General features: G+C 67.9%; 17 protein-coding genes and 1 pseudogene. 10 read left to right on the forward strand and 8 right to left on the reverse strand.

Annotated elements, in window-relative coordinates:
• Positions 1-64 precede the first annotated feature (64 nt).
• Genes WT60_RS24775 through WT60_RS33950 form a run of 3 tightly spaced genes read left to right on the forward strand, consistent with a single transcriptional unit; the run spans position 65 to position 2,386 of the window.
• Positions 65-724, forward strand: a complete 660-nt coding sequence (locus tag WT60_RS24775; RefSeq protein ID WP_038752760.1) for a response regulator transcription factor — start codon at positions 65-67, stop codon at positions 722-724.
• 2 nt (positions 725-726) lie between these two features.
• Positions 727-2,091, forward strand: coding sequence for a HAMP domain-containing sensor histidine kinase (locus tag WT60_RS24780; RefSeq protein WP_060356392.1), 1,365 nt, complete (start codon positions 727-729; stop codon positions 2,089-2,091).
• Positions 2,092-2,098: 7 nt separating this feature from the next.
• On the forward strand, positions 2,099-2,386 hold the full coding sequence (locus WT60_RS33950; protein ID WP_145986867.1) for a hypothetical protein: 288 nt from the start codon (positions 2,099-2,101) through the stop codon (positions 2,384-2,386).
• 79 nt (positions 2,387-2,465) lie between these two features.
• On the opposite strand, the gene WT60_RS24785 is transcribed toward WT60_RS33950, so the two are convergent.
• Positions 2,466-3,044, reverse strand: a complete 579-nt coding sequence (locus tag WT60_RS24785) for a hypothetical protein (protein WP_059575945.1) — start codon at positions 3,042-3,044, stop codon at positions 2,466-2,468.
• Positions 3,045-4,072: 1,028 nt separating this feature from the next.
• On the opposite strand from WT60_RS24785, the pseudogene WT60_RS24800 reads away from it, so the two are divergent.
• Positions 4,073-4,842 (forward strand): annotated as a pseudogene (locus tag WT60_RS24800) (GNAT family protein).
• Between the two features lie 127 nt (positions 4,843-4,969).
• A complete protein-coding gene (locus WT60_RS24805; protein ID WP_060356393.1) occupies positions 4,970-6,388 on the forward strand; it encodes an MFS transporter in 1,419 nt (472 codons plus the stop codon).
• A gap of 431 nt (positions 6,389-6,819) precedes the next feature.
• Here WT60_RS24805 and WT60_RS24810 read toward each other — a convergent pair whose 3' ends face one another.
• The 5 genes from WT60_RS24810 to WT60_RS24830 form a co-directional block, all read right to left on the reverse strand.
• The gene (locus WT60_RS24810) at positions 6,820-7,833 is read right to left on the reverse strand and encodes a DUF2891 domain-containing protein (RefSeq protein ID WP_038752748.1); all 1,014 of its coding nucleotides are present in this window, start codon (positions 7,831-7,833) and stop codon (positions 6,820-6,822) included.
• A gap of 166 nt (positions 7,834-7,999) precedes the next feature.
• On the reverse strand, positions 8,000-8,701 hold the full coding sequence (locus WT60_RS24815; protein WP_060356394.1) for a hypothetical protein: 702 nt from the start codon (positions 8,699-8,701) through the stop codon (positions 8,000-8,002).
• 741 nt (positions 8,702-9,442) lie between these two features.
• Positions 9,443-10,531: a hypothetical protein gene (locus WT60_RS24820; RefSeq protein WP_059647447.1), complete on the reverse strand. Its 1,089-nt coding sequence runs from the start codon at positions 10,529-10,531 to the stop codon at positions 9,443-9,445.
• 34 nt (positions 10,532-10,565) lie between these two features.
• The gene (locus tag WT60_RS24825; RefSeq protein WP_038752742.1) at positions 10,566-11,420 is read right to left on the reverse strand and encodes a hypothetical protein; all 855 of its coding nucleotides are present in this window, start codon (positions 11,418-11,420) and stop codon (positions 10,566-10,568) included.
• Positions 11,421-12,247: 827 nt separating this feature from the next.
• Entirely contained in the window at positions 12,248-13,012 is a 765-nt protein-coding gene (locus WT60_RS24830; protein WP_059575935.1) for a TetR/AcrR family transcriptional regulator, read from the reverse strand.
• Between the two features lie 203 nt (positions 13,013-13,215).
• Here WT60_RS24830 and WT60_RS24835 point away from each other — a divergent pair, with 203 nt between their 5' ends.
• The 5 genes from WT60_RS24835 (at position 13,216) to WT60_RS24855 (ending at position 20,226) form a co-directional block, all read left to right on the forward strand.
• Entirely contained in the window at positions 13,216-14,397 is a 1,182-nt protein-coding gene (locus WT60_RS24835; RefSeq protein WP_038752738.1) for an isovaleryl-CoA dehydrogenase, read from the forward strand.
• 22 nt (positions 14,398-14,419) lie between these two features.
• The gene (locus WT60_RS24840; RefSeq protein WP_059575931.1) at positions 14,420-16,027 is read left to right on the forward strand and encodes a carboxyl transferase domain-containing protein; all 1,608 of its coding nucleotides are present in this window, start codon (positions 14,420-14,422) and stop codon (positions 16,025-16,027) included.
• A gap of 19 nt (positions 16,028-16,046) precedes the next feature.
• Positions 16,047-16,832 carry an enoyl-CoA hydratase/isomerase family protein gene (locus WT60_RS24845; RefSeq protein WP_038752734.1) on the forward strand — a complete coding sequence of 262 codons (786 nt, stop codon included), beginning with the start codon at positions 16,047-16,049 and terminating at the stop codon, positions 16,830-16,832.
• Between the two features lie 121 nt (positions 16,833-16,953).
• Positions 16,954-18,954, forward strand: coding sequence for an acetyl/propionyl/methylcrotonyl-CoA carboxylase subunit alpha (locus WT60_RS24850; protein WP_060356395.1), 2,001 nt, complete (start codon positions 16,954-16,956; stop codon positions 18,952-18,954).
• Positions 18,955-19,080: 126 nt separating this feature from the next.
• The gene (locus tag WT60_RS24855) at positions 19,081-20,226 is read left to right on the forward strand and encodes a DUF2827 domain-containing protein (RefSeq protein WP_038752730.1); all 1,146 of its coding nucleotides are present in this window, start codon (positions 19,081-19,083) and stop codon (positions 20,224-20,226) included.
• 110 nt (positions 20,227-20,336) lie between these two features.
• On the opposite strand, the gene WT60_RS24860 is transcribed toward WT60_RS24855, so the two are convergent.
• Both WT60_RS24860 and WT60_RS24865 read right to left on the reverse strand, forming a co-directional pair.
• Positions 20,337-20,804, reverse strand: coding sequence for a DUF4019 domain-containing protein (locus tag WT60_RS24860; protein WP_082717694.1), 468 nt, complete (start codon positions 20,802-20,804; stop codon positions 20,337-20,339).
• Positions 20,805-20,855: 51 nt separating this feature from the next.
• The gene (locus WT60_RS24865) at positions 20,856-22,004 is read right to left on the reverse strand and encodes a DUF2827 domain-containing protein (protein WP_059647440.1); all 1,149 of its coding nucleotides are present in this window, start codon (positions 22,002-22,004) and stop codon (positions 20,856-20,858) included.
• Positions 22,005-22,012 lie beyond the last annotated feature (8 nt).

The raw sequence follows: 22,012 nt of genomic DNA on the forward strand, positions 1-22,012 counted from the left end.
TTTCTTCATGTTCGCTTCAGGTTCGCGTGGCAGAGTCGCGCCACTCATTCATCAGGACACGCGCATGAGAGTGCTTCTCGTCGAAGACGACCCGTGGCTCGGAGAGGCCGTCCGCGACCAGATCGAGAAAGACGGGCATCCGGCCGATTTCGTCGGCAGCCTCGCCGACGCGCGCCGGCACGTCGCGGTCGCGACCTACGATCTGATCCTGCTCGATCTGCTGCTGCCCGACGGCCGCGGGCTCGACTTCCTGCGCGAGCTGCGCGCGGGCGGATCGACGGTGCCCGTCATCATCCTGACCGCGCTCGATCAGGTCGCGAACCGGATCGCCGGGCTGAACGCCGGCGCGGACGACTATCTGGTGAAGCCGTTCGATCTGTCCGAGCTGTCCGCGCGCGTGAGCGCGGTCGCGCGCCGCTATGCGGGCAATCCGAATCCGCTCGTGAAGCTCGGCGAGCTCGCGATCGACACCGCCGCGCGCAGCGTGAAGCGCGGCGATGCGCGAGTCGACCTGACCGCGAGCGAATGGGCGCTTCTCGAAACGCTGCTCCAGCATCCCGGGATGATCCTGTCGAAGCCGCGGCTCGAGGAGCGTCTGTATTCGTTCAGCGACGAAGTGGAGAGCAACACGATCGAGGTGCACGTGAGCCGCCTGCGCAAGAAGCTCGGCGCCGACGTGATCGAGACCGTGCGCGGCCTCGGCTACCGGCTGAGGCGGGACTAGCGATGCTGCGCAGTCTGCAGGGGCGGCTCGCGGCGGCGCTCGTGGCTGGCTTCGTCGTGCTGTCGCTCGCGGCCGGGACGGCCGCGTTCTACGTGTTGCGCGACGAGGTCGAGCGGATGTCCGACAGCGCGCTGCAGGAGACCGCGCAGCGGCTGCTGCCGCTCGCCGTGATGGACATCGTCGGGCGCGATTCGGACGGCGACGACGGCGAGGGCGCGAGCGGGGGCCGCATCGCGGCGGTCCGCCCGCACGACGAGCTGCTGACGTACGTCGTGCGCGACGAGACCGGCAAGACGCTGCTGCGCTCGCACGATGCCGACGCGTCGATTTTTCCGATGGACATGAAGGCGGGCTTCCGGCGCACCGCGACGCATCGGATCTACGCGGAGACGGTGCTGCAGGGCACGGTCACGCTGTTGATCGCGCAGCCGCTCACGATGCGCCGGCAAGCGCAAGTGCAGGCCGCGATCGCGGTCGTGCGGCCGCTCGCGTTGTTCCTGCCCGCCGGCCTGTTCGGAATCTGGCTGATCGTGCGCTCCGGCTTGAAGCCGATCCGGCGCTTTTGCGACGCGATCGCCGCGCGCGGCCGCAACGATCTGACGCCGCTCGACAAGGGCGGGCTGCCGAGCGAGATCGCGCCCGTGGCCGATGCGGTCACCGAGCTGATGGCGCGCCTCGATCGCGCGCTCGCCGCCGAGCGCAGCTTCACCGCGAACAGCGCGCACGAGTTGCGCACGCCGATCGCCGCGGCGCTCGCGCAGACGCAGCGCCTGATCGTCGAAGCGCCGAGCGAGCCGTTGCGCGAGCGCGCGGAGCGGGTCGAGGGCGCGCTGCATACGCTGTCGCGGGTCAGCGAGCAGTTGATGCAGCTCGCGAAGGCCGAGGACGGGCGCGTGCTCGCGGACACGCCGCAGGATTTGCGGCCGGTGCTGTCGCTCGTCGTCGACGATTTCCGGCGCGTCGCGCGCGATCGCGCGATCGCGCTCGATCTGCCCGACGCGGCCGTGACGTCGCGGATCGATCCGGACGCGTTCGCGATCGTCGTGCGCAATCTGGTCGAGAATGCGCTCAAGCACGGCGCGGCGGCGGAGCCGGTGCAGGTCGCGCTGTCGGCGGCGGGCGCGCTCAGCGTGACGAACCGCGGGCCGGCGCTGCCGGCGCGCGAGATCGAACGTCTGACGAAGCCGTTCGAGCGCGGCGCGACGACGGCGAAGGGCAGCGGGCTCGGACTCGCGATCGTCGATGCGATCGCGAAAGGGGCGGGCGCGTCGTTCACGTTGCGCTCGCCGGTGCCGGGCGGCGCGGACGGGGTTCAGGCGGTGGTCGAAGGGTTGGCGCTCGGCGGCGATCGGGCGCGGGGCGCGTGAGATTGCAATGGACGCGACCGACGCGGGTTTCTCGATCGCGGCGAGCGCCGCGCTCTCGATCGCCGCGCGCGCCGCGCGTGAAGTTCGACGTTTGAGCGGCGGGCACGGTCGCCCGTACGGGCGCGCCCGCGGCCCGCTTGCGCGCCCGTCCGAAGAAAAGGCTCGGAATCCATCCCGAGCCTTTTCCTGTCGCGATTCCGGCGCCGCGCCCGATCAGATCGCCGGCGATCGCGGCCGCCCGTGTCGGGCCGCCGCGTGGGTTCGGCGCGCGTTCGCCGGGGTCGCGGCCCGATAGCGGGCGCTCAAGGCATCGCGTGTTTCGTCGAGACGGGCGCTCGGCGCGCGAGCGGATCGGCAAATGATCGCGCGGGGCGTCAGAACCAGCCGGATATCCAACCCGTGATTCCGTTGAACGTACTCTTGATGCTGTCCCACGCGTTTTTGAGCCATGCGACGACGTCTCTTACGACTCCCACGATGAAATCTGCAATCTTATTGAAAAGATCGTTGAAGAAATTACCGATCTTGTCTATCAAGACGACAATGGGCTGCTGAAGATCGGGGTGTTCCAATCCGATTTTTATCGCCGTATCGAAAATCTTGTCGATTCTCGCGTTGGAATCCTCCTTCGCCTTTTTTCTCTGTTCTTCCATCTTCTTTTTGAATTCTTCGACGGACGTGGGGGACGCTCCCGCGCTCTTCAGCGCTTCGGTTGCGCCGACGATGCCGGTCTCGATTCCGCTCGCTTCTTCCTGTCCGGATGCTTGGGCGTCGATTTGCAGCCCCTTCAGCAAGTCGTTTTCCTGCGCCGAAAGCTTGACGGAAGACGCCTGCGCGGCGGTGAAATAAGCGGCGAGTTGCTGCGAGGCGGCATAGCGACGCGGTGACGCTTGGCCGACAGAGGATTTGTAATGCGCACGCATTTCCTCCAGGACATCGACAAATTGGCTCATTTCGTGGCTCCTCGAAAAAGCACGGATTGAATTTGATAGCGAGAGCCGTGCCGATTATCTCTCGTCTAAAGAGTAGGATTTATTCATCGGCGAATACCTACCATTTTTGTTAGCTTGACATTTTCAGGCTTGGGTATTTTCCGACGGCGGCGGGCGGCATGTTCCGCTCCGCGCATGCGCGCTTCGGATGCCGGTTCCGCACGGTGTCGCCGTCGTCCGGGGCGAGCCGCACGGTGAGCGCGGCATGCAATCGAGCCGGCGCGCGGACCGCGCCGGGCAGGGGCGCGGCTTGCATCAAAGCCCTGGCTCGGCGGCCCTGTTGCATCGGATGCCGGCAGGGGGCGGCGCCGGCGCGCTGCCGGCCGCTTACGCGGCGGTCCGCGCCGCCGTCGACCCCCGCACGATCTTGAACGACCGGCTTGAACGACCGCAGTCGCACGGGCCGCGCACTTGTGTGCAAGCGTCGCCGATCACACGGCGCTTGCGGTATGCCGGGCGGCATTCGCCGGGCATCGAGTGAGGCCCATCGGCGGGCGGTCAGCGCGCTTCGAATCCCGAATCCCGAATCCCGAATCCCGAATCCCGAATCCCGAATCCCGAATCCCGGGGCTCGCGCTTCGAGCCCCGCGGCGCATGCGCGCTTCGAATTCGACGACATGCAATGTCGCGCCCCGACGCCGTTCGTGTCGCGCTGCGATGCTTCGCAATTCGCGTCGCGCGCGGCGTTCCGGCGACTGGAGCGGCATCCCGGTTTCCCGCGTGCCCGCGTCGGTCGAGACCGCGCGAGCGATGCATTGCGTGGACAATGGGCCGATTCTGCGATTCTGCGACGCGCCGATGCGCCGACGCGCCGATGCGCCGGGCGGCGCGCAACGATCGAGTCGCGTCATTCGCGATGTTCGATGCGGCACGCCCCGTCGACGTCTTTTACAATCGAATCCGCCGTCGCGGCGCCGGCCACGGATGTCGATCCGGGATCGACGCGCAGGCCTCGGGCCTCAGGCTTCAGGCTTCAGGCTTCGGCGCCGATCGGCGACCCATTCATCGTTTCGGGAAACATTCCGTGAGTGACAACGCATACACCAACGAATTCGGCCAGCCGATCGGCGCGCCGGTGCCCGGCTGGCAGCCGCGTCCCGCGCCGCCGCGCACGCCGATGCAGGGCCGGTTCTGCCGGATCGAGCCGGTCGACGCGAGCCGGCACGCGGACGATCTCTATGCGGCATACGCATTGGCCGCCGACGGCCGCGACTGGACGTACATGAGCGCAGGCCCGTTCGCCGACGCCGCGAGCTACCGCGCGTATCTGGCGAAGGCGGCCGAAACCGACGATCCGCTGCATCACGCGATCGTCGATCTCGCGACGGGCAAGGCGGTCGGCACCTGCGCGCTGATGCGGACCGACCGGGCGAACGGCGTGATCGAGGTCGGCTTCGTCGCGTATTCGCCGCTGCTGCAGAAGACGTGCGCGGGCACCGAAGCGATGTTCCTGCTGATGCAGCGCGTGTTCGACGAGCTCGGCTATCGCCGCTTCGAATGGAAATGCGACAGCCTCAACGCGCCGTCGCGCGCGGCGGCGCTCCGCTACGGCTTCGCGTACGAGGGGCTGTTTCGGCAGGCCGTCGTCTACAAGGGCCGGTCGCGCGACACCGCGTGGTATTCGATCGTCGACCGCGAATGGCCGGCGTTGCGCTCGGCGTTCGGGCAGTGGCTCGCCGCCGGGAATTTCGACGAGCGGGGCCGTCAGCGGCAGCCGCTGGCGACGCTGATCGCGGCGGCGCGCGGCGGCGGCGCGTGACGAAAAGGGGCGCGGCGCGCCCCTCGCCGTTCTTCCCGGCGGCCGTGCGCCCGGTAAAATGTCCGAAACGCCAACGGCCGCCCGCGGCCGTGATTCGACAACGACGACATTCGGAGACACCCCCGCCATGGCTTCAACGGAAAGCGCCTCGCGCGCGTCGGCGTGCGCGACGACGATCGACGCCGGCGTCATCTCGGCGCGCCTCGACCGCCTGCCGCCCACGCGCAGCGTCTGGAAACTGGTGGCGCTGCTGAGCCTCGGATTCTTCTTCGAGCTGTACGATCTGCTTTACAGCGGCTACGTGGCGCCCGGCCTCGTGAAGAGCGGCATCCTCACCGCGACGACGCACGGGCTGTTCGGCACGACGGGCGTCGCGAGCTTCATCGCGGCGTTGTTCGCGGGGCTCTTCGTCGGCACGATCGCATGCGGATTTCTCGCCGACCGCTTCGGCCGCCGCGCGGTGTTCACGTGGTCGCTCCTGTGGTACACGGCCGCGAACATCGTGATGGCGTTTCAGGATACGGCCGCGGGCCTCAATTTCTGGCGCTTCGTCGTCGGGCTCGGGCTCGGCGTCGAAATGGTGACGATCGGCACGTACATCTCCGAACTGGTTCCGAAGCAGATTCGCGGCCGCGCGTTCGCGTGCGAGCAGGCGGTCGGCTTCGTCGCGGTGCCTGTCGTCGCGCTGCTCGCGTATCTGCTCGTCCCGCGCGCACCCCTCGGCCTCGACGGCTGGCGTTGGGTCGTGCTGATCGGCGCGCACGGCGCGATCTTCGTCTGGTGGATTCGCCGCCGGTTGCCCGAAAGCCCGCGCTGGCTCGCGCAGCAGGGCAGGCTCGACGAAGCGGATCGCGTGCTCGCCGCGCTCGAGGCGAGGGTCGAGGCGGAGTACGGCCGGCCGCTGCCGCCGCCCGCGCCCGCCGAGCCCGTCGCGCCGCGCGGCCGGTTCCGCGACATGTGGGCGCCGCCGTACCGCAAGCGCACGGTGATGATGACGATCTTCAACGTGTTCCAGACGGTCGGCTTCTACGGCTTCGCGAACTGGGTGCCGACGCTGCTCATCAAGCAGGGGATCACCGTCACGACGAGCCTCATGTATTCGAGCGTGATCGCGCTCGCGGCGCCGATCGGGCCGCTGATCGGCCTCGCGATCGCCGACCGCTTCGAGCGCAAGGCCGTGATCGTCGCGATGGCCGGCGCGGCGATGATCGCGGGGCTGATGTTCAGCCGGGCGTCGGCGGCGTGGTGGCTCGTCGCGCTCGGCGTGTGCCTGACGCTCGCGAACAACATCATGTCGTACAGCTTCCACGCGTATCAGGCGGAGCTGTTCCCGACCGCCATCCGGGCGCGCGCGGTCGGCTTCGTCTATTCGTGGAGCCGCTTTTCGGCGATCTTCACGTCGTTCGCGATCGCGGCTGTGTTGAAGGGGTTCGGCACGCCGGGCGTGTTCGTGTTCATCGCGGGCGCGATGGCGATCGTGATGGCGTCGATCGGGCTGATGGGGCCGAGAACGAAGGGAATCGCGCTCGAGACGATTTCGCATTGATGCGCGCCGGGCGGGCAGCGCGCGTTCGATGTGTGCGCGTGCGTGCCGCCCACGCTTGGCGAAGCGTGCGCCGCCCGCGCTTGGCGCAACGCGTGACGGCCGGGCGGACGTGCGCGCGGCGTGCCGGCGCGTCGCATTCGGCCGCGATGCAGAGGCTGTTTGATCCGCGCCTTCCGCTTCCGGGCGAACTCACATCCGGGCAGACCCATTCGACCGGACCCATTCGACCGGACCCATTCGACCGGACCCATTCGACCAGACCCATTCGACCAGACCCATTCGACCAGACCCATCCGGCCAGACCCATCCGGCCAGACCCATCCGGCCAGACTCATCCGGCCAGACTCATCCGGCCAGACTCATCCGGCGCGCACGGCGCACGCGGCTGCCCCGCGCCGCCGGATGCGGCCGCGCCATTTTCGCCGTCCGGCTCAAGCCTCCAGCGCAAGCAGCGCGAACGACGCGAGCCAGTGCTCGCCCATGTAGTCCCCCGCGACGTGCGCGAGCGCGCTCGCGAGATGCGCGTCGGCCGCGTCGGCGAGCGCCGTCTTGCGCGGATCGCCGTCCGGCAGCGCTCGCGCGAGCGAGCGCTGGCACCATGCGCGGCTCAGGTTCAGGCCGTCGAGGTGCGCGATCTTGCCGTCGGTGCGATCGGTGACGGTGGCCGGCGTGAAAAGCGTCGCCGGCTCGCGCGCGGCGAGCGACGGCAGGAACGCGTCGAACCAAGCGAGGAACTCGGCCGCCGGCAGCACGCGCCGCATCAGCTCCGCCTCCATCAACGCCGGCGACAGGAACTCGTCGCCGCTCGGCTCCCACGCCTGGCAGTTCGCGTCGCGCAGATGCCAGCGCCGCGCGGTGTCGACGATCAGCGCTTCGAGCGCCGCGCGCCCGGTTTGCCGCGCGAAGTCGAGCGCGAGCGACAGCGCGAACGCGGTGTTGAAGTGCGTGCCGACGCGCAGCGGATAGGTCGCCTTCGGCAGAAATTCGGTGAAGCGGTCGACGAAGATCTCCGTCAGCGGCGCGAGCGTGGCCGACCAGCGGCGGCCCGCATCCGACGTCATCGACGCGAGCTGCGCGGACAGCGCGAGCAGCCATCCCCAGCCGTACGGCCTCTCGAAGCCGAGATTGTGCGGCAGGCTCAAGTACGCCGCCTCGCCGGCGACGTTGTCGGCGGTGAAGTGCGCGTCGACGGTGTCGACGATCCGCTGCGCCTGCGGCAGATCCGCGAAGCGATCGAGCAGCCGCGTGACGAGCCAGTAACCATGCACGCACGAATGCCAGTCGTAGCTGCCGTAGAAGATCGGATGCAGCGCGCGCGGCCCGCGCACGTCTTCCGGGCCGGCGAGCGAGTGCGTGAGCTTGTTCGGGTATTCGCGCGTCAGGTGGCCGAGCGCGAGGTTCGCGAATTGCGAGGCGAGAGCGGGCGTCAGTTGTCGAGTATGCATGGCGAGGGCGTCGGGAAAGGCGGCGCGCGTCGCGCGCGGCCGCGGTCGACGACATGTTACCCGCCGATGCCGGAGCATGCATGAATGGCCGCGTTCGCCGCGCGGGCGCGCGGCGCGGCGAGGCACGGCGAGGCACGGCGAGGCACGGCGAGGCACGGCGTGGCGTCTATGGGCGGCAGTGCAGCCGGCGGTAGCGGGCTTCGAGCTCGATCTGCTGCTCGCTGCGCTCGCGCTGCTCTTTTGCGTCTTTCTCGGTGGCCGGATAGGGCTTGTGAGCCCACGGGCGACTCCAGCGATCGGACGCGAGCGGCGCGAAGTTCGACGGCGCGCGGCCGTTCGCGGACGGCAGCGGCCGCGACGGCGGCGGCTCGTAGACGGGCGGCGCGGGGACTTTCCACGGCGTCGCGCTGTTGATCGTGCTCGGCGCGAGCAGCGACGGCGGCGCCGAGCGCGCGGCGGCTTGCGCGTGGCGCGCCAGATTGTCGATCTTCGACGCCAGTTCGTCGCATTCTTCCTGCCGGCCCTGATCCTGCGCGAACGCGAAGTTACGCTGCAGCGGCGCGATGTATTGCGGCTTCGCGTCGGGCTGCGCGTGCTTCGACAGCGTTTGCGGCGCGAGGCTGCGAGGCGGCGGCGAACGGAATCGGGCGGCCTCGGGCGGCGGCGTATGCAGCGGCGTGTGCGACGGTGTAAGCGGCGGCGTAAGCGGCGATGTTTGCGGCGGCGCTTGTGGCCGCATTGGCGACGAAGCCGTTTCGGGCGTGGGCGTTGCGCTCGACGGCGAGCCGCCGAGCGGCTGCGCTTGCGCGCTCGTGCACGCCGCCAGCAGGGTCGCGACCAGTGCCGCGCGCGACATCGGGACATTCATGTGGCGAGTAGCGACGAAAATCTAACGAGCCGCGAATCGTCTCATGGTTAACCCTGCGGTGTCGACCGGATTCGCGTGGAGATTTGTCTCGATGCGAATGACCGGCTCGGGCGTCCCGTCGATGAAAGCCCCCGGCCGCGTTTGCCGGCGCGCACCGGGCGAGCGGTTCTCGTCCGCGCATCAGCCGGCCGTTCAGGGCCGGCCGGCGCGCGGGGTGTGGCGCGCCGGTTGCATGATGCGCTCTCATGCGTCTCGGTCACGCGGATCGCACGCGCCGGCCGCCCCATGTTGCCGATTCCGTTTGGCGGAAATCGGCGCATGTCGCGCCATCCATTGCGTTCCTCCACCCATTCGATCGAGGCCCTCCGTTTCATGCCGAGGCGCCGATTGGGCGGGTGCGCCGGCAATGTGCCGCGCAGCCGCCTCCCGTTGCCGGATCGGCCGAGTCACGATGGTCGCGCATGCCGGGCCGAGGCCGCGCCGCCAGCCGCCTTGCCGATACGCTTCGCTTCGCTTGGCGGCAGGCATCCGTTGCCGGGAATGCCGAATGGCCGCTCTTCGTCAAAAGCGGGCGGCAGACGCGCGAGGCGCACTGTGGCCGCACCGGCCGGCGTTTTCGATTCGAAACGAAAGGCTGTCGCTCGGCAATCGCGCGGCAGCCTCGCCTCACGAGCGAAATTTATTTCGGATCGACGGCCGCAATTTCCACGGCGGCCGCACGATGCCCGCGAAGCCGTTGCGTCAGGCGCGCGCGCTCGTGATGATCGCCCAGGTCGCGATCACGCTGGCGGCCGTCGTATACGGGCCGTAGCGCGTATAGATCTGGCCCGCTTCCCGCTTCGCCTTTTCGATGTCGTTATCGGGATTGGGAATCTGCGGATCGGACACGTTGCGCACCGAGTACCAGCGAGTCAGCGGGAAGTCCTTCATCGTCAGTCCGATCATCGCGTCCCCCATGTCGCATGCGCGTCCCAGATTCTGCAAGCGATAGTGATCCGTCGAATCGTCGAAGCCGAAGAAGTCCGTCGTGACGAGCGCGTCGGCGGGCTTCGTGAAAATGGTCGGCACGGGCCGCGCCCCCTGGATGTACGCCGCGTTGACCTTCGTCAGATCGGGCGCGATTGCATCGATCGCGCCGGCCGGCAGCTCGGAAGGGCTGTATTCGGACTTCGCGAATGCGGCCTCCTTGAACTGCGTCGTGCAGTCGAACTTGACCTTGCTCGCGATCACGACATCGCCCAGTTTCGCTTGGGTGCCGATTCCGCCGCCCGTGCCCGTCGTGATCAGCAGCCTGGGCCGGATCGTCTGCACGAGCTCGGCGACGAGGCGTTGAAGCGGCGTGTGCGGGCCGTCATATGCGAAGTGCAGGCCGGACTTGAACAGCAGCACGCGCGCGTTGCCGATCACGCACGGGAAATACAGGCCGAGCGTGTGATAGTAGCGGGCCATGTCCGGCTTCGTGTCGTTGAACGGCGCGCGGGGCCCCGTGACGAGCGGGATGTACGCATCGACGCCGTGACGGTACAAATACCACGCCGACGGCAGATGATCGGGCGTGAAGAGCGCCGCGAGCGCCGCGGCCTCGGCGGCCGTCCACGTGACGACGAGCGCGTCGTAGCCGGCGAAGCGGGTGAGGTCGTCGTTCTCGTGCGGCGCGGGATCGAGCGGCTGCGCGGCGGGCCGTGCGCCGGCGGGCCACGAGACGGGGTGAGGCAGGCGGCTCGCCCTGGCCAGCAGCGCGGCTTCCAAGCCGCCCTTGACGAAGCGCTCGGCGGGCGCTTCGGGATCATAGTTGAGGATCAGATCCTCGACGTCGAATGAATGGTTCATGAGGGCACCTAAGTTGTTCGAATGATCGGGTGCTTCAGTACATCTTCGCGCGCTGGCTCGCGATTTCCTGCAGCGCCCTGCGGTGTTGCCGGCAGCGTTCGAGCAGCGGCTCGTTCAGGGATTTTTCCGACAGCTCGCGGGTGGTTCGCAATCCCGCCGGCGATCCGCGCTTCGTGTGCAGCCACTCTCTCAGGCTCTTTTCTTTGGTCTGCGAAGGACCGAGATCGACGATCGTCGGCGGCTCGCTCGGGTCCAGGTATTGCAATTGCCGGATTCGCTCGTTGCTCAGATCGATCCACGAGATGTAGCCGCCCGGCAGGATCTCGCGCGGCTTCGTGAGCGCGCCGGTGAAGCTGTAGCGCGTGCCGCTCGTGACGACCGGATCGTAGAAGTGCGGCGTGATGAAATCGGAGACGGCGATGCCTTGAATCGAATAGCTGTATTTTTCCGCTTCGACCGGATCGCAGCCTTCGACGAGGTACTCGAACTGCGCGCTGCCGTCCTGGATCTTGCCGCCGACGATCTCGATCGACGTCGACGACTGCAGACGGTTGCCGGCGGGATCGATCAGCATCTCGATCGTTTCGTGGCTCGCGGCGATTGTCCATCCGTCGTTGCCGCGCGTCGCGGCGACTTTCGCATACGGCTGGTTGTGCTGATCCAGGTGAAATCCGCCTTCGCCTTCGGGCAGGACGGGAACCAGCAGCACCGGCCATATGCCGGCCGGAATTTGATTCTGCGACGGCAAATGCCGGACGGTCGCCTGCACGTTCCAGAACGGCGGCAAATCTCGGATGACTTGCACGTTCAGTGCGGCGGCAGCGGCTTCCACGAGAGCGGGATCGATGGCGTTCGTCGTATCGACGAGGCCGATCTGGATGACAGTCATTTCGGTCTCCTACAGTAAATGCCTCGCCGGATCGGCCGGGCGTGACGACGCCGAGCGTGCGCGCGTCACGGCCCAAGGAAGCGGCGAGGCAATGAACGTCCGTGCGCGCAGACGTCGTCCGCGCGGCGGAGCTGAAAGACTTGAAAAGAGTGGAATGCGTGTGCGCTCCCCATGCGCACTTGTACCGGAATCGAATACTTTTAATCAGCGCAACGGCGAAGCGGGCGCTTCGGGGCGGCTGGTACGACTCCAGCGTAGGTTATGCGTCTCGAAAGTCAAGAGCGCTAAAACCCGATTAATCGTCGATTAGTCGTTCATTGATATTGCAAGTTTTTGCGCGGTTTTTCATTAAACGATAATTGAATTGCGATGCGTTTTCTCGTGTTCGTTTCGTGCCGGCCGCTCGATGCGGCGACGTCGCGGGGCGGCCGTGCCGGCTGTCGTTCGGGCTCGGCCGCGAGCGTCTCTTTCTGCGATGTTTTCGTGTGTGAGCGGCAAGTGCATGCCGGCGCGTCGGCGTGAGCGGCGACGCAAACATGCGCTCGGTTCGCGTGAGTGTGCGGCGGAATCGGAGCGATGCGCGTCGTTTCGCGATTCGTCGGCGGGCGGGCGATTAACCGAGCCGAATCGAATCAAATCGAGTTTAATCGAGGAGAAAGAAAGGAACGCGAGCGGTGTTTGAAAGAAAACCGAATGGCGGACCGAATGCGGCGATGCGCCCGGCCGTGACGAGTCGATCGCGAAGCGTGCGTCGATCTCGGGTGAGCGCCTCGCGGAGCGACATCGTGCGCGATGCGATGCGCGCGGCGCGCAGTGTCACCCCTCGGCTACGCCGGCTTGCCCGGCTTGCGGCGCGCCGAACCCGCGCGCGCCGCCTGCGCGCACGCTTCGTCGAGCCGGCGCATCGCGTCGGCGACGTCGCTCCGAAAGTGCACGAGCGCCGCGTTCTCCGGCGCGGGCGGTTGCAACCCCGTCCAGAGCAAATCGATCAACTGCTCGGCCGTCGTCTCGGTATCGAGTTTCCGGTGCCCGAGAATCGCATCCCACAGCACATGCTCGATCGGCCCGAACACCATCGAGCGCAGCAGGCTGAGCGGAATGTCGGCGCGCACCTCTCCGGCCGACTGCCCGCGTGCGAGCACGTCCATCAGCGGCGCCGTGTAGCGGCGCTGCAACGCCGTCAATTCGTCGGCGAGCGCGTGCTGCTTCGCGCGCCCCTCGGACAGCACCAGCGCGCAGAGGCCGGTGCCGTTCACGAGCATCAGCCGCAAGTGCGTGCGGACGATGAACGCGAACTGCTGCCGCACCGACGCGTCGCGCGGCATCCCGGTCTCGAACGCGTCGATGATTTCGTCATACCAATCGGCGATCACGCGTGCGCACAGCTCCCGCTTGCCGCGGAAGTAGCTGAACACGGTCGCCTCGGACACGCCGACCCGCTGCGCGATCTCCGCCGCGGTCGCGTGCTCGTAGCCCTTTTCCGCGAAGACTTCGCGCCCGGCGCGCAGGATGTCCTGCACGCGCTGCTGCGATTTGCGGCCGGCGGGCGCGCGCGGCGCGTCCGCGCGCTCGGCTTTCTGGGGGGCGGTCATACGGGTTTTCCTGCGGCGTCGGGCGTCGTTGCGATGCCGTCGATCATAGCTGAGTATCGCTCAAAAAACTATTGACGCTTGAGCGGGTCAAGCGCGAAACTAACGAGAATTTCCGCAGAATACGGCAACGAACGATGGATTCGCCGATTTGAGCTAGACTCAATAATCGGCGCTTCTGTGGACTTCCTGGAGACGGAGGAGACATGATCAACCTGCCCGGCGTGAACTTCATGCTCGGTGAAGACATCGAGATGCTGCGCGATTCGATCGCGCATTTCGCCGCGAAGGAAATCGCGCCGCGCGCGGCCGAGATCGATCGCACCGATCAATTCCCGATGGACCTCTGGCGCAAGTTCGGCGAGCTGGGCGTGCTCGGGATGACCGTCGCCGAGGAATACGGCGGCGCGAGTCTCGGCTATACCGCGCACATGGTCGCGATGGAGGAGATCTCGCGCGCGTCGGCGTCGGTCGGGCTGTCGTACGGCGCGCATTCGAACCTGTGCGTGAACCAGATCCACCGCAACGGCACCGACGCGCAGAAGCGCAAGTACCTGCCGAAGCTGATCTCCGGCGAGCACGTAGGCGCGCTTGCGATGAGCGAGCCGAACGCGGGCTCCGACGTCGTCAGCATGAAGCTGCGCGCGGACAAGCGCGGCGAGCGCTACGTGCTGAGCGGCACGAAGATGTGGATCACGAACGGCCCGGATTGCGACACGCTCGTCGTCTACGCGAAGACGGAGCCCGAGGCCGGCGCGCGCGGCATTACCGCGTTCATCGTCGAGAAGGGGATGAAGGGCTTCTCGGTCGCGCAGAAGCTCGACAAGCTCGGAATGCGCGGCTCGCATACGGGCGAGCTCGTGTTCGAGGACGTCGAGGTGCCGCAAGAGAACATCCTCGGCGAGCTCAACGGCGGCGTGAAGGTGCTGATGAGCGGGCTCGATTACGAGCGTGCGGTGCTCGCGGGCGGGCCGACGGGCATCATGGCCGCGTGTCTCGACGCGGTCGTGCCGTATGTCCACGATCGCAAGCAGTTCGGCCAGCCGATCGGCGAATTCCAGCTGATCCAGGGCAAGATCGCCGACATGTACACGACGTTCCAGGCGTGCCGCGCGTATCTGTACGCGGTCGGCCGCCATCTCGATTCGGCGGGCAGCGCGCACGTGCGCCAGGTGCGCAAGGACTGCGCGGGCGTGATCCTCTACACCGCCGAGAAGGCGACGTGGATGGCGGGCGAGGCGATCCAGATCTTGGGCGGCAACGGCTACATCAACGAGTACCCGGTCGGCCGCCTGTGGCGCGACGCGAAGCTCTACGAAATCGGCGCCGGCACGAGCGAGATCCGCCGCATGCTGATCGGCCGCGAGCTGTTCGCGGAAACCGCCTGACCCTGCGCGCGGAGCCCACGCGATGCCGATCATCGAATCCAAGCTGAACCCGCGCGCCGACGAGTTTCGCGCGAACGCCGCGGCGCTCGAGGCGCTCGTCGCCGACCTGCGCGAGAAGATCGACCGGCTGGCGCTTGGCGGCGGCCAGGCCGCGCGCGACAAGCACCTGTCGCGCGGCAAGCTGCTGCCGCGCGAGCGGATCGCGCAACTGCTCGATCCGGGCACGCCGTTCCTCGAGCTGTCGCAGCTCGCCGCATACGGGATGTACAACGACGACGCGCCGGGCGCGGGCATCGTCACGGGCATCGGCAGAATCGCCGGCCGCGAGTGCGTGATCGTCTGCAACGACGCGACGGTCAAGGGCGGAACCTACTATCCGGTGACCGTGAAGAAGCACGTGCGCGCGCAGGAAATCGCGGCCGAGAACCGGCTGCCGTGCGTGTACCTCGTCGATTCGGGCGGCGCGAACCTGCCGAACCAGGACGACGTGTTTCCCGACCGCGATCATTTCGGCCGGATCTTCTTCAACCAGGCGAACCTGTCGGCGGCGGGCATCGCGCAGATCGCGGTCGTGATGGGCTCGTGCACCGCGGGCGGCGCGTACGTGCCCGCGATGAGCGACGAATCGATCATCGTCAAGGAGCAGGGGACGATCTTTCTCGGCGGCCCGCCGCTCGTGAAGGCGGCCACCGGCGAGGAAGTGAGCGCCGAGGATCTGGGCGGCGGCGACGTGCACACGCGCCTGTCCGGCGTGGCGGACCATCTCGCGCAGAACGACGCGCACGCGCTCGCGATCGCGCGCACGATCGTCGGCAACCTGGGTGCGCGCCGCGGCGCGTCGCTCGCGATGCGCGAGCCGCTGCCGCCGCGCTACGACGCGAAAAGCCTGTACGGCGTGATTCCGGTCGATACGCGAAAGCCGTTCGACGTGCGCGAGGTGATCGCGCGCATCGTCGACGATTCCGCGTTCGACGAATTCAAGGCGCGCTACGGCACGACGCTCGTCACGGGCTTCGCGCGCATCTGGGGGCACCCGGTCGGCATCGTCGCGAACAACGGCATCCTGTTTTCCGAATCGGCGACGAAAGGCGCGCACTTCATCGAGCTGTGCTGCCAGCGCAAGATCCCGCTCGTGTTCCTGCAGAACATCACGGGCTTCATGGTCGGCCGCAAATACGAGAACGAGGGCATCGCGCGCCATGGCGCGAAGATGGTGACGGCCGTGTCGACCGCGAAGGTGCCGAAGTTCACGGTGATCATCGGCGGCTCGTTCGGCGCGGGCAATTACGGCATGTGCGGCCGCGCGTTCGGCCCGCGGTTCCTGTGGATGTGGCCGAACGCGCGGATCTCGGTGATGGGCGGCGAGCAGGCGGCGTCGGTGCTCGCGACGGTGCGCCGCGACGGGATCGAGGCGAAGGGCGGCGAATGGTCGGCGCAAGACGAGGAGGCGTTCAAGCAGCCGATTCGCGACCAGTACGAACGCCAGGGCCATCCGTACTACGCGAGCGCGCGCCTGTGGGACGACGGCGTGATCGACCCCGCGCAGACGCGCGACGTGCTGGGCCTCGGCCTTGCCGCCGCGATGAACGCGCCGATCGAGGACACGCGGTTCGGCGTGTTCCGGATGTGATGGACGCAAGGAGCCGACGATGCGCTACGAAACGATCGAAGTGACCGACGACGGCCGCATCGCGACCGTCACGCTCGCGCGCCCCGACGTGCGCAACGCGTTCAACGAGACGATGATCGCCGAGCTGACGACCGCGTTCGACCGCATCGACGCGCATCCGTCGCTACGCGCGGCCGTGCTCGCCGCGCGCGGCCCGGCGTTCTGCGCGGGCGCGGACCTGAACTGGATGAAGAGGATGGCGGGCTTCTCCGACGACGAGAACCGCGCCGACGCGCGGCGTCTCGCGCGCATGCTCGAGGCGATCCATCGTTGCGCGAAGCCCGTGATCGCGCGCGTGCACGGCGACGCGTACGCGGGCGGCGTGGGGCTCGTCGCCGCGTGCGACATCGCGATCGCGGCCGAGGACGTGAAGTTCTGCCTGTCGGAAGCGCGCCTCGGGCTGATTCCCGCGACGATCGCGCCGTACGTCGTGCGCGCGCTCGGCGAGCGCGCCGCGCGGCGCTATTTCGCGACGGCCGAAGCGTTCGACTGCGCGAAGGCCGCGCAGCTCGGCTTCGTCCATGAGCGCGTGCCGGCCGATGCGCTCGACGCGACCGTCGCGAGGCTGGCCGAAGCCTTGTGCGCGAACGGCCCGCAGGCGGTGCGCGCGTGCAAGACGCTCGTGCGCGACGTCGCGGGCCGCGCGCTCGACGCCGCGCTGATCGAGCAGACCGCCGACTGGATCGCGAAGACGCGTGCGGGCGCGGAGGCGCGCGAAGGCGTCGCGTCGTTCCTCGAAAAGCGCACGCCGTCGTGGCGCGCGTGACGCGGCGCGCGCCGCCGCCGCCGCCCGCGCACGGCGGTGCCGTAGCGGCCGTGACGAAGCGCGGCGCGCGGCCCGCGCACCGAACCGAATCCGTTATCGATCTTCCGTTTTCCGACCCATCATGTTCGACAAGATCCTGATCGCCAATCGCGGCGAAATCGCCTGCCGGGTCGCCGCGACCTGCAAACGCCTCGGCATCGCGAGCGTCGCGGTCTATTCGGACGCCGACGCGCACGCGAAGCACGTCGCCGCGTGCGACGAGGCCGTGCACATCGGCGGCCCGGCCGCCGCCGACAGCTATCTGCGGATCGAGCGCATCATCGACGCCGCGCGCGCGGCGGGCGCGCAGGCGATCCATCCGGGCTACGGCTTTCTGTCGGAGAACGAGGATTTCGCGCGCGCGTGCGAGGAGGCGGGGATCGTGTTCGTCGGGCCGCCCGTCGAGGCGATCGCCGCGATGGGCTCGAAGGCCGCCGCGAAGGCGCTGATGCACGCGGCCGCGGTGCCGCTCGTGCCCGGCTATCACGGCGACGATCAGACCCCCGCGCTGCTGCAACGCGAGGCCGACCGCATCGGCTATCCGGTGCTGCTGAAGGCGAGCGCGGGCGGCGGCGGCAAGGGGATGCGCGTCGTCGAGCGCGCGGCCGATTTCGCGGCGGCGCTCGCGTCGTGCCAGCGCGAGGCGGCGGCGAGCTTCGGCAATGATCGCGTGCTGATCGAGAAATACCTGCAGCGGCCGCGCCACGTCGAAGTGCAGGTGTTCGGCGACACGCACGGCCACGCGGTCTACCTGTTCGACCGCGACTGCTCGGTGCAGCGCCGCCACCAGAAGGTGCTCGAGGAAGCGCCCGCGCCGGGCCTCGCGGATGAGCTCCGGCAGGCGATGGGCGAGGCCGCCGTCGCGGCCGCGCGCGCGGTCGGCTACGTCGGCGCGGGCACCGTCGAATTCATCATGACGGGCGACGCGTTCTACTTCATGGAGATGAACACGCGCCTGCAGGTCGAGCATCCGGTGACGGAGATGGTGACGGGGCTCGATCTCGTCGAGTGGCAACTGCGCGTGGCGGCGGGCGAGCCGCTGCCGATGAAGCAGGCCGATCTGCACGTGCGCGGCCACGCGATCGAGGCGCGCCTGTACGCGGAGCATCCGGCGCGCGGCTTCCTGCCGTCGACCGGACGCCTGAAGCACCTGCGATTTCCGGCGGGCGTCGAATTCGCCACCGGCGCGGCCGTGCGGATCGACAGCGGCGTTCGCGAGGGCGACGCGATCACGCCGTTCTACGATCCGATGATTGCGAAGCTGATCGTTCACGGCGACACGCGCGCGCAGGCGCTCGCGACGCTCGGCCGCGCGCTGCGCGAATGCGAGGTCGTCGGCCTGCATACGAATGCGGAGTTCCTGCAGCGGATCGTCGCGAGCCGGCCGTTCGCCGACGCGGATCTCGACACCGGCCTGATCGAGCGCCATCGCGACGCGCTGTTCGCGCCGCAGCCGGCGCCCGCGGCGGCGCTCGGCCTCGCGTGCGCGGCGCTGCTCGCGCGCGAGCGTGAGTTCGCGGGCGAGGGCGGCGCGGCGTCGCCGTGGGGCGCGCTGCCGAACTGGCGGCTGAACGCCGGCTACCGGCGCACGATCGAATGGCGCGCGCTCGACGACGACGCGACGCTCGAAGTCCGCTATCTGGACCACGGCGGCGCGCAGTCGCTCGAAGCGGGCGGCGTCGCGAAGCCGTTCGCGTGGTCGCGCGGCGCGGGGCCGCTCGACTTCGACGTGACGTTGGGCGGCGTGCGCGCGAGCGGCCGCGTGCATGTCGACGGCGACACGTTCCACGTGTTCTGCCAGGGCGTCGCGCGCGCGTTCGAGTGGCGCAACCTGCTCGCGCACGCGGCCGATTCGACGGAAGGCGAGGGCCGGCTCACCGCGCCGATGCCGGGCAAGGTGATCGCGGTGCTCGTCGAGCCGGGGCAGAAGGTCGAGCAGGGCGATCCGCTCATCGTGATGGAGGCGATGAAGATGGAGCACACGATCGGCGCGCCCGCGGCGGGCGTCGTCGGCGAGGTGCTGTACGCGGTGGGCGACCAGGTGGCGGACGGCGCGCAACTGCTCGTGATGGGGCCGGCTTGAGCGAGCGGCGCACGTTAACGATATCTGACAGTCCGGTTACATGATGTCCGCTAGACTCGGATACTGGTGCGGGCGGTAGCGCAGGGCATGCGCTACACTGCGTAATTCCCTTCCCTCCGGCATGCAATGACATCCCCTGTCGATTTGAACGGCTTGCGCATCGGTATCACGATCGGCCTGCGCGAGCCGAACGAGAGCCTCTGGATCAACGGCATCAAGCAAAACGCGCTGTTTCTCGCGAAGCTGCTGATGAAATCGTCGCGCGGCTATCGGGTGACGATCGTCAACACGACGGACGTGCCGATCACCGACGCGCTGCCGTGGGACCGCCGGATTTTCGACACCCGCTCGTTCGTCGACATGAAGGATTCGCTCGACGTGCTGATCGAGCTCGGCGGCCAGATCGACGGCGAGCAGACCGCGTATCTGAAGGCGCGCGGCGTGAAGCTCGTCAGCTACTGCTGCGGCTTCGAATACATCCACGCGACGCAATCGATCCTGTTCGGCCGCCGGATGTGGGAAACGCTGTTCATCAACCGCGGCTACGACGAGATCTGGGCGATTCCGCAGGTCGCGCCGTCGTCGCTGCCGTTCCTGCAATCGCTGCGGCGCTGCCCTGGGCGCGTCGTGCCGTTCGTCTGGGACCCGATGTTCCTCACCGAGCGCACGCGGCTGCTGCGCGAGCGCGGCGAGTACCGGCCGAGCGGCAAGCGCGCGAAGCGGCTCACGGTGATGGAGCCGAACCACGATGTCGTCAAGTTCTGCGTGTATCCGATGCTCATCATCGATGAAGTCTATCGGCGCGATCCGGACGCGATCGCGTTCGCGCACGTGACGAACGCCGAGCGGCTCGCGCACGACAGCCCGGAATTCGTGATGCTGATGAACTATCTGGAGATCGTCCGCGCGAGCAAGGCGAGCTTCGTCGGCCGCTTCGATACGCCGACGTTCCTCGCCGAACACACGGACGTCGTCGTGTCGCACCAGTGGGAGAACCCGCTCAACTACTTCTATTTCGACGTCTGCTGGCAGGGCTATCCGCTCGTCCACAACGCGCATCTCGTGCCCGACATCGGCTACTACTATCCGGACAACGACGTGCTGACGGGCGCGGAAGTGCTGACGCGCGTGCTGCGCGAGCACGACGACGACTGGGAAGGCTACGCGACGCGGCAGCGCAGCCTGCTGCGCCGCTATACGTCGAAGAATCCGACGCTCGTCGCCGAATACGATACGCTGCTCGCGAATCTCGTCAACGACTGCGGGCGCTGAGCGGCGAGCGAACGAACGCCGCGCGTGCGATCGGCGCCGCGGCGCTTCGGCCCGCGTGCCGATCCCGCCGGTTCCGGCTCTTCAATTCGATTGGTCTCGATTCAGCCTAGTCATTGCCCGGCGAGCGACGGCGTCACGCCTTGCTGCTCGCGCGGCGCATAGGAGACGAGGTGCCAGCGGCCGTCGCTCTCCCGGCGCAAGCTCAGCTTCTCGAACACGACCTTGCCGCCTTGCAGCGTCGTCGTGAAATCGACGTTCGCGTACAGCCCGTCCGGCACGTCCTTCGTGTTCGCGAACTGGATCAGCATGATGTCCGACCATCCTCGCCGCGCGACCGCGCCGAGCGGCGCGCGCAGCCGCCGCGTGTCGTCGGCGAAGCGCTGCGCCGTGTATCGCTCCTTGACGAAAGCGGCGGAATCCCGCCAGACCAGATCGAAGCGGCCGTCGTCGATCTGCTTCAGCACGTCCTCGGCGCTTTGCAGCACCGCGTCGGGAGACGGGCTCGCCTGCGCGTGGGCGAGCGGGCCGGCGGCCAGCATGGCGGCGGCGATCACGCATCGGGCGACTAGCTTGTTCAAGCGACCTCCGGGTCGAAATAGGGCGGCGCGGCGCATGCGGTGATGCCTGCGTTACCGGTACAGCGCGGCGAGCGCTTCCGTATAGGCCGCGACGTTGTTCGGGTTGTAGATGCTGACCGAATCCAGAATGTGCCGCGACTGCTCGCGATACGCGTCGAGGTTCGCGTCGTGCTCGTGGAACGCCTTCAGCAACTGGCGGCCGCCTTCCTGGCAGTCGAAATCCGGATAGAAATAACCGGCGCGGCCGAGGTACGGCGAATTGTGGACGAGCGGATAGTCGCCGTACAGCAACTCGTAGTACAGATAGTTCTGCGCGTTTTCCCACGTGTGCGACACGACCGCGTCGCCGTACGCCGCCATGAATTCGTAGACCGCGAAGCGCCCCTCGAACGTCGTGAGCCCATGCGCGACGATGTCGAGGCTGCGCGCGAAATGGACGAACGTCGTGTGCTCCTTCATGTGCAGCGTGTTGCACACGCGCACGAATTCGACGAAGCTCGGCTGCGCGCGATACGCCTCCTCGGTGACGAGCATCGGCACGATGCTCGTCTTCACCATGCAGATGTTCGGCTCGAACGTCGCGACGCGCCAGCGCGGCTTGCCCGGCTTGTAGCCGAATTCGAGCCCCGGGCCGAGCGTCGCGCGCGCCTTGTCGAACAGCAGCGGATGCCAGATGTGCGGCACGATCGTCACCGGGCTGCGCAGCCCCGATTCGAGATAGTGGCTGCACGAATGCTCGAATTCCGGAATCGTCCAGACGCCGTCGTAGCGCGCGCCCGAGAACAGGAAGCCGGACGGCTTGTCGAAGATCGCGCGCTCGATGTCGATCACGTAGTCGTTGCCCACGCGCATCGTCACGACCTTGCCGCCGCGCTGCTGATATGCGGCGATCCATTCGGCGTTGAACTGCGCGCTCATTTCGATCAGCACGTCGCAGCGCGTCATCGCCTCGTCCATCGAGATGAGCGGCACGTTCCATTCGCCGAGCATCAGTTGCGGATCGGCGTCGCCCGTGCCGCCGTTGACCATCACCGCTTCGGCGACGAGCGGCGACTGGCGCAGCAGCAGCACGAGCAGCAGGCAGTTCTGGAAGATGCCGTTTTCCCACAGCGACTGGCCGGCGCCGCGCACGAACAGCGACACGCCGACGACGAGACGCTTGCCGCCGTTCGGCACGTCACGGGCGGTGGTTTCGGACATGCGTTCTC

The sequence above is a fragment of the Burkholderia sp. MSMB617WGS genome (genome assembly GCF_001532025.2).
Taxonomy (GTDB): Bacteria; Pseudomonadota; Gammaproteobacteria; order Burkholderiales; family Burkholderiaceae; genus Burkholderia; species Burkholderia savannae.

Coding starts and splice junctions, on each gene's coding strand:
- WT60_RS24775 (WP_038752760.1), top strand. CDS start 65: ATGAGAGTGCTTCTCGTCGAAGACGACCCGTGGCTCGGAGAGGCCGTC.
- WT60_RS24780 (WP_060356392.1), top strand. CDS start 727: ATGCTGCGCAGTCTGCAGGGGCGGCTCGCGGCGGCGCTCGTGGCTGGC.
- WT60_RS33950 (WP_145986867.1), top strand. CDS start 2,099: ATGGACGCGACCGACGCGGGTTTCTCGATCGCGGCGAGCGCCGCGCTC.
- WT60_RS24785 (WP_059575945.1), bottom strand. CDS start 3,044: ATGAGCCAATTTGTCGATGTCCTGGAGGAAATGCGTGCGCATTACAAA.
- WT60_RS24805 (WP_060356393.1), top strand. CDS start 4,970: ATGGCTTCAACGGAAAGCGCCTCGCGCGCGTCGGCGTGCGCGACGACG.
- WT60_RS24810 (WP_038752748.1), bottom strand. CDS start 7,833: ATGCATACTCGACAACTGACGCCCGCTCTCGCCTCGCAATTCGCGAAC.
- WT60_RS24815 (WP_060356394.1), bottom strand. CDS start 8,701: ATGAATGTCCCGATGTCGCGCGCGGCACTGGTCGCGACCCTGCTGGCG.
- WT60_RS24820 (WP_059647447.1), bottom strand. CDS start 10,531: ATGAACCATTCATTCGACGTCGAGGATCTGATCCTCAACTATGATCCC.
- WT60_RS24825 (WP_038752742.1), bottom strand. CDS start 11,420: ATGACTGTCATCCAGATCGGCCTCGTCGATACGACGAACGCCATCGAT.
- WT60_RS24830 (WP_059575935.1), bottom strand. CDS start 13,012: ATGACCGCCCCCCAGAAAGCCGAGCGCGCGGACGCGCCGCGCGCGCCC.
- WT60_RS24835 (WP_038752738.1), top strand. CDS start 13,216: ATGATCAACCTGCCCGGCGTGAACTTCATGCTCGGTGAAGACATCGAG.
- WT60_RS24840 (WP_059575931.1), top strand. CDS start 14,420: ATGCCGATCATCGAATCCAAGCTGAACCCGCGCGCCGACGAGTTTCGC.
- WT60_RS24845 (WP_038752734.1), top strand. CDS start 16,047: ATGCGCTACGAAACGATCGAAGTGACCGACGACGGCCGCATCGCGACC.
- WT60_RS24850 (WP_060356395.1), top strand. CDS start 16,954: ATGTTCGACAAGATCCTGATCGCCAATCGCGGCGAAATCGCCTGCCGG.
- WT60_RS24855 (WP_038752730.1), top strand. CDS start 19,081: ATGACATCCCCTGTCGATTTGAACGGCTTGCGCATCGGTATCACGATC.
- WT60_RS24865 (WP_059647440.1), bottom strand. CDS start 22,004: ATGTCCGAAACCACCGCCCGTGACGTGCCGAACGGCGGCAAGCGTCTC.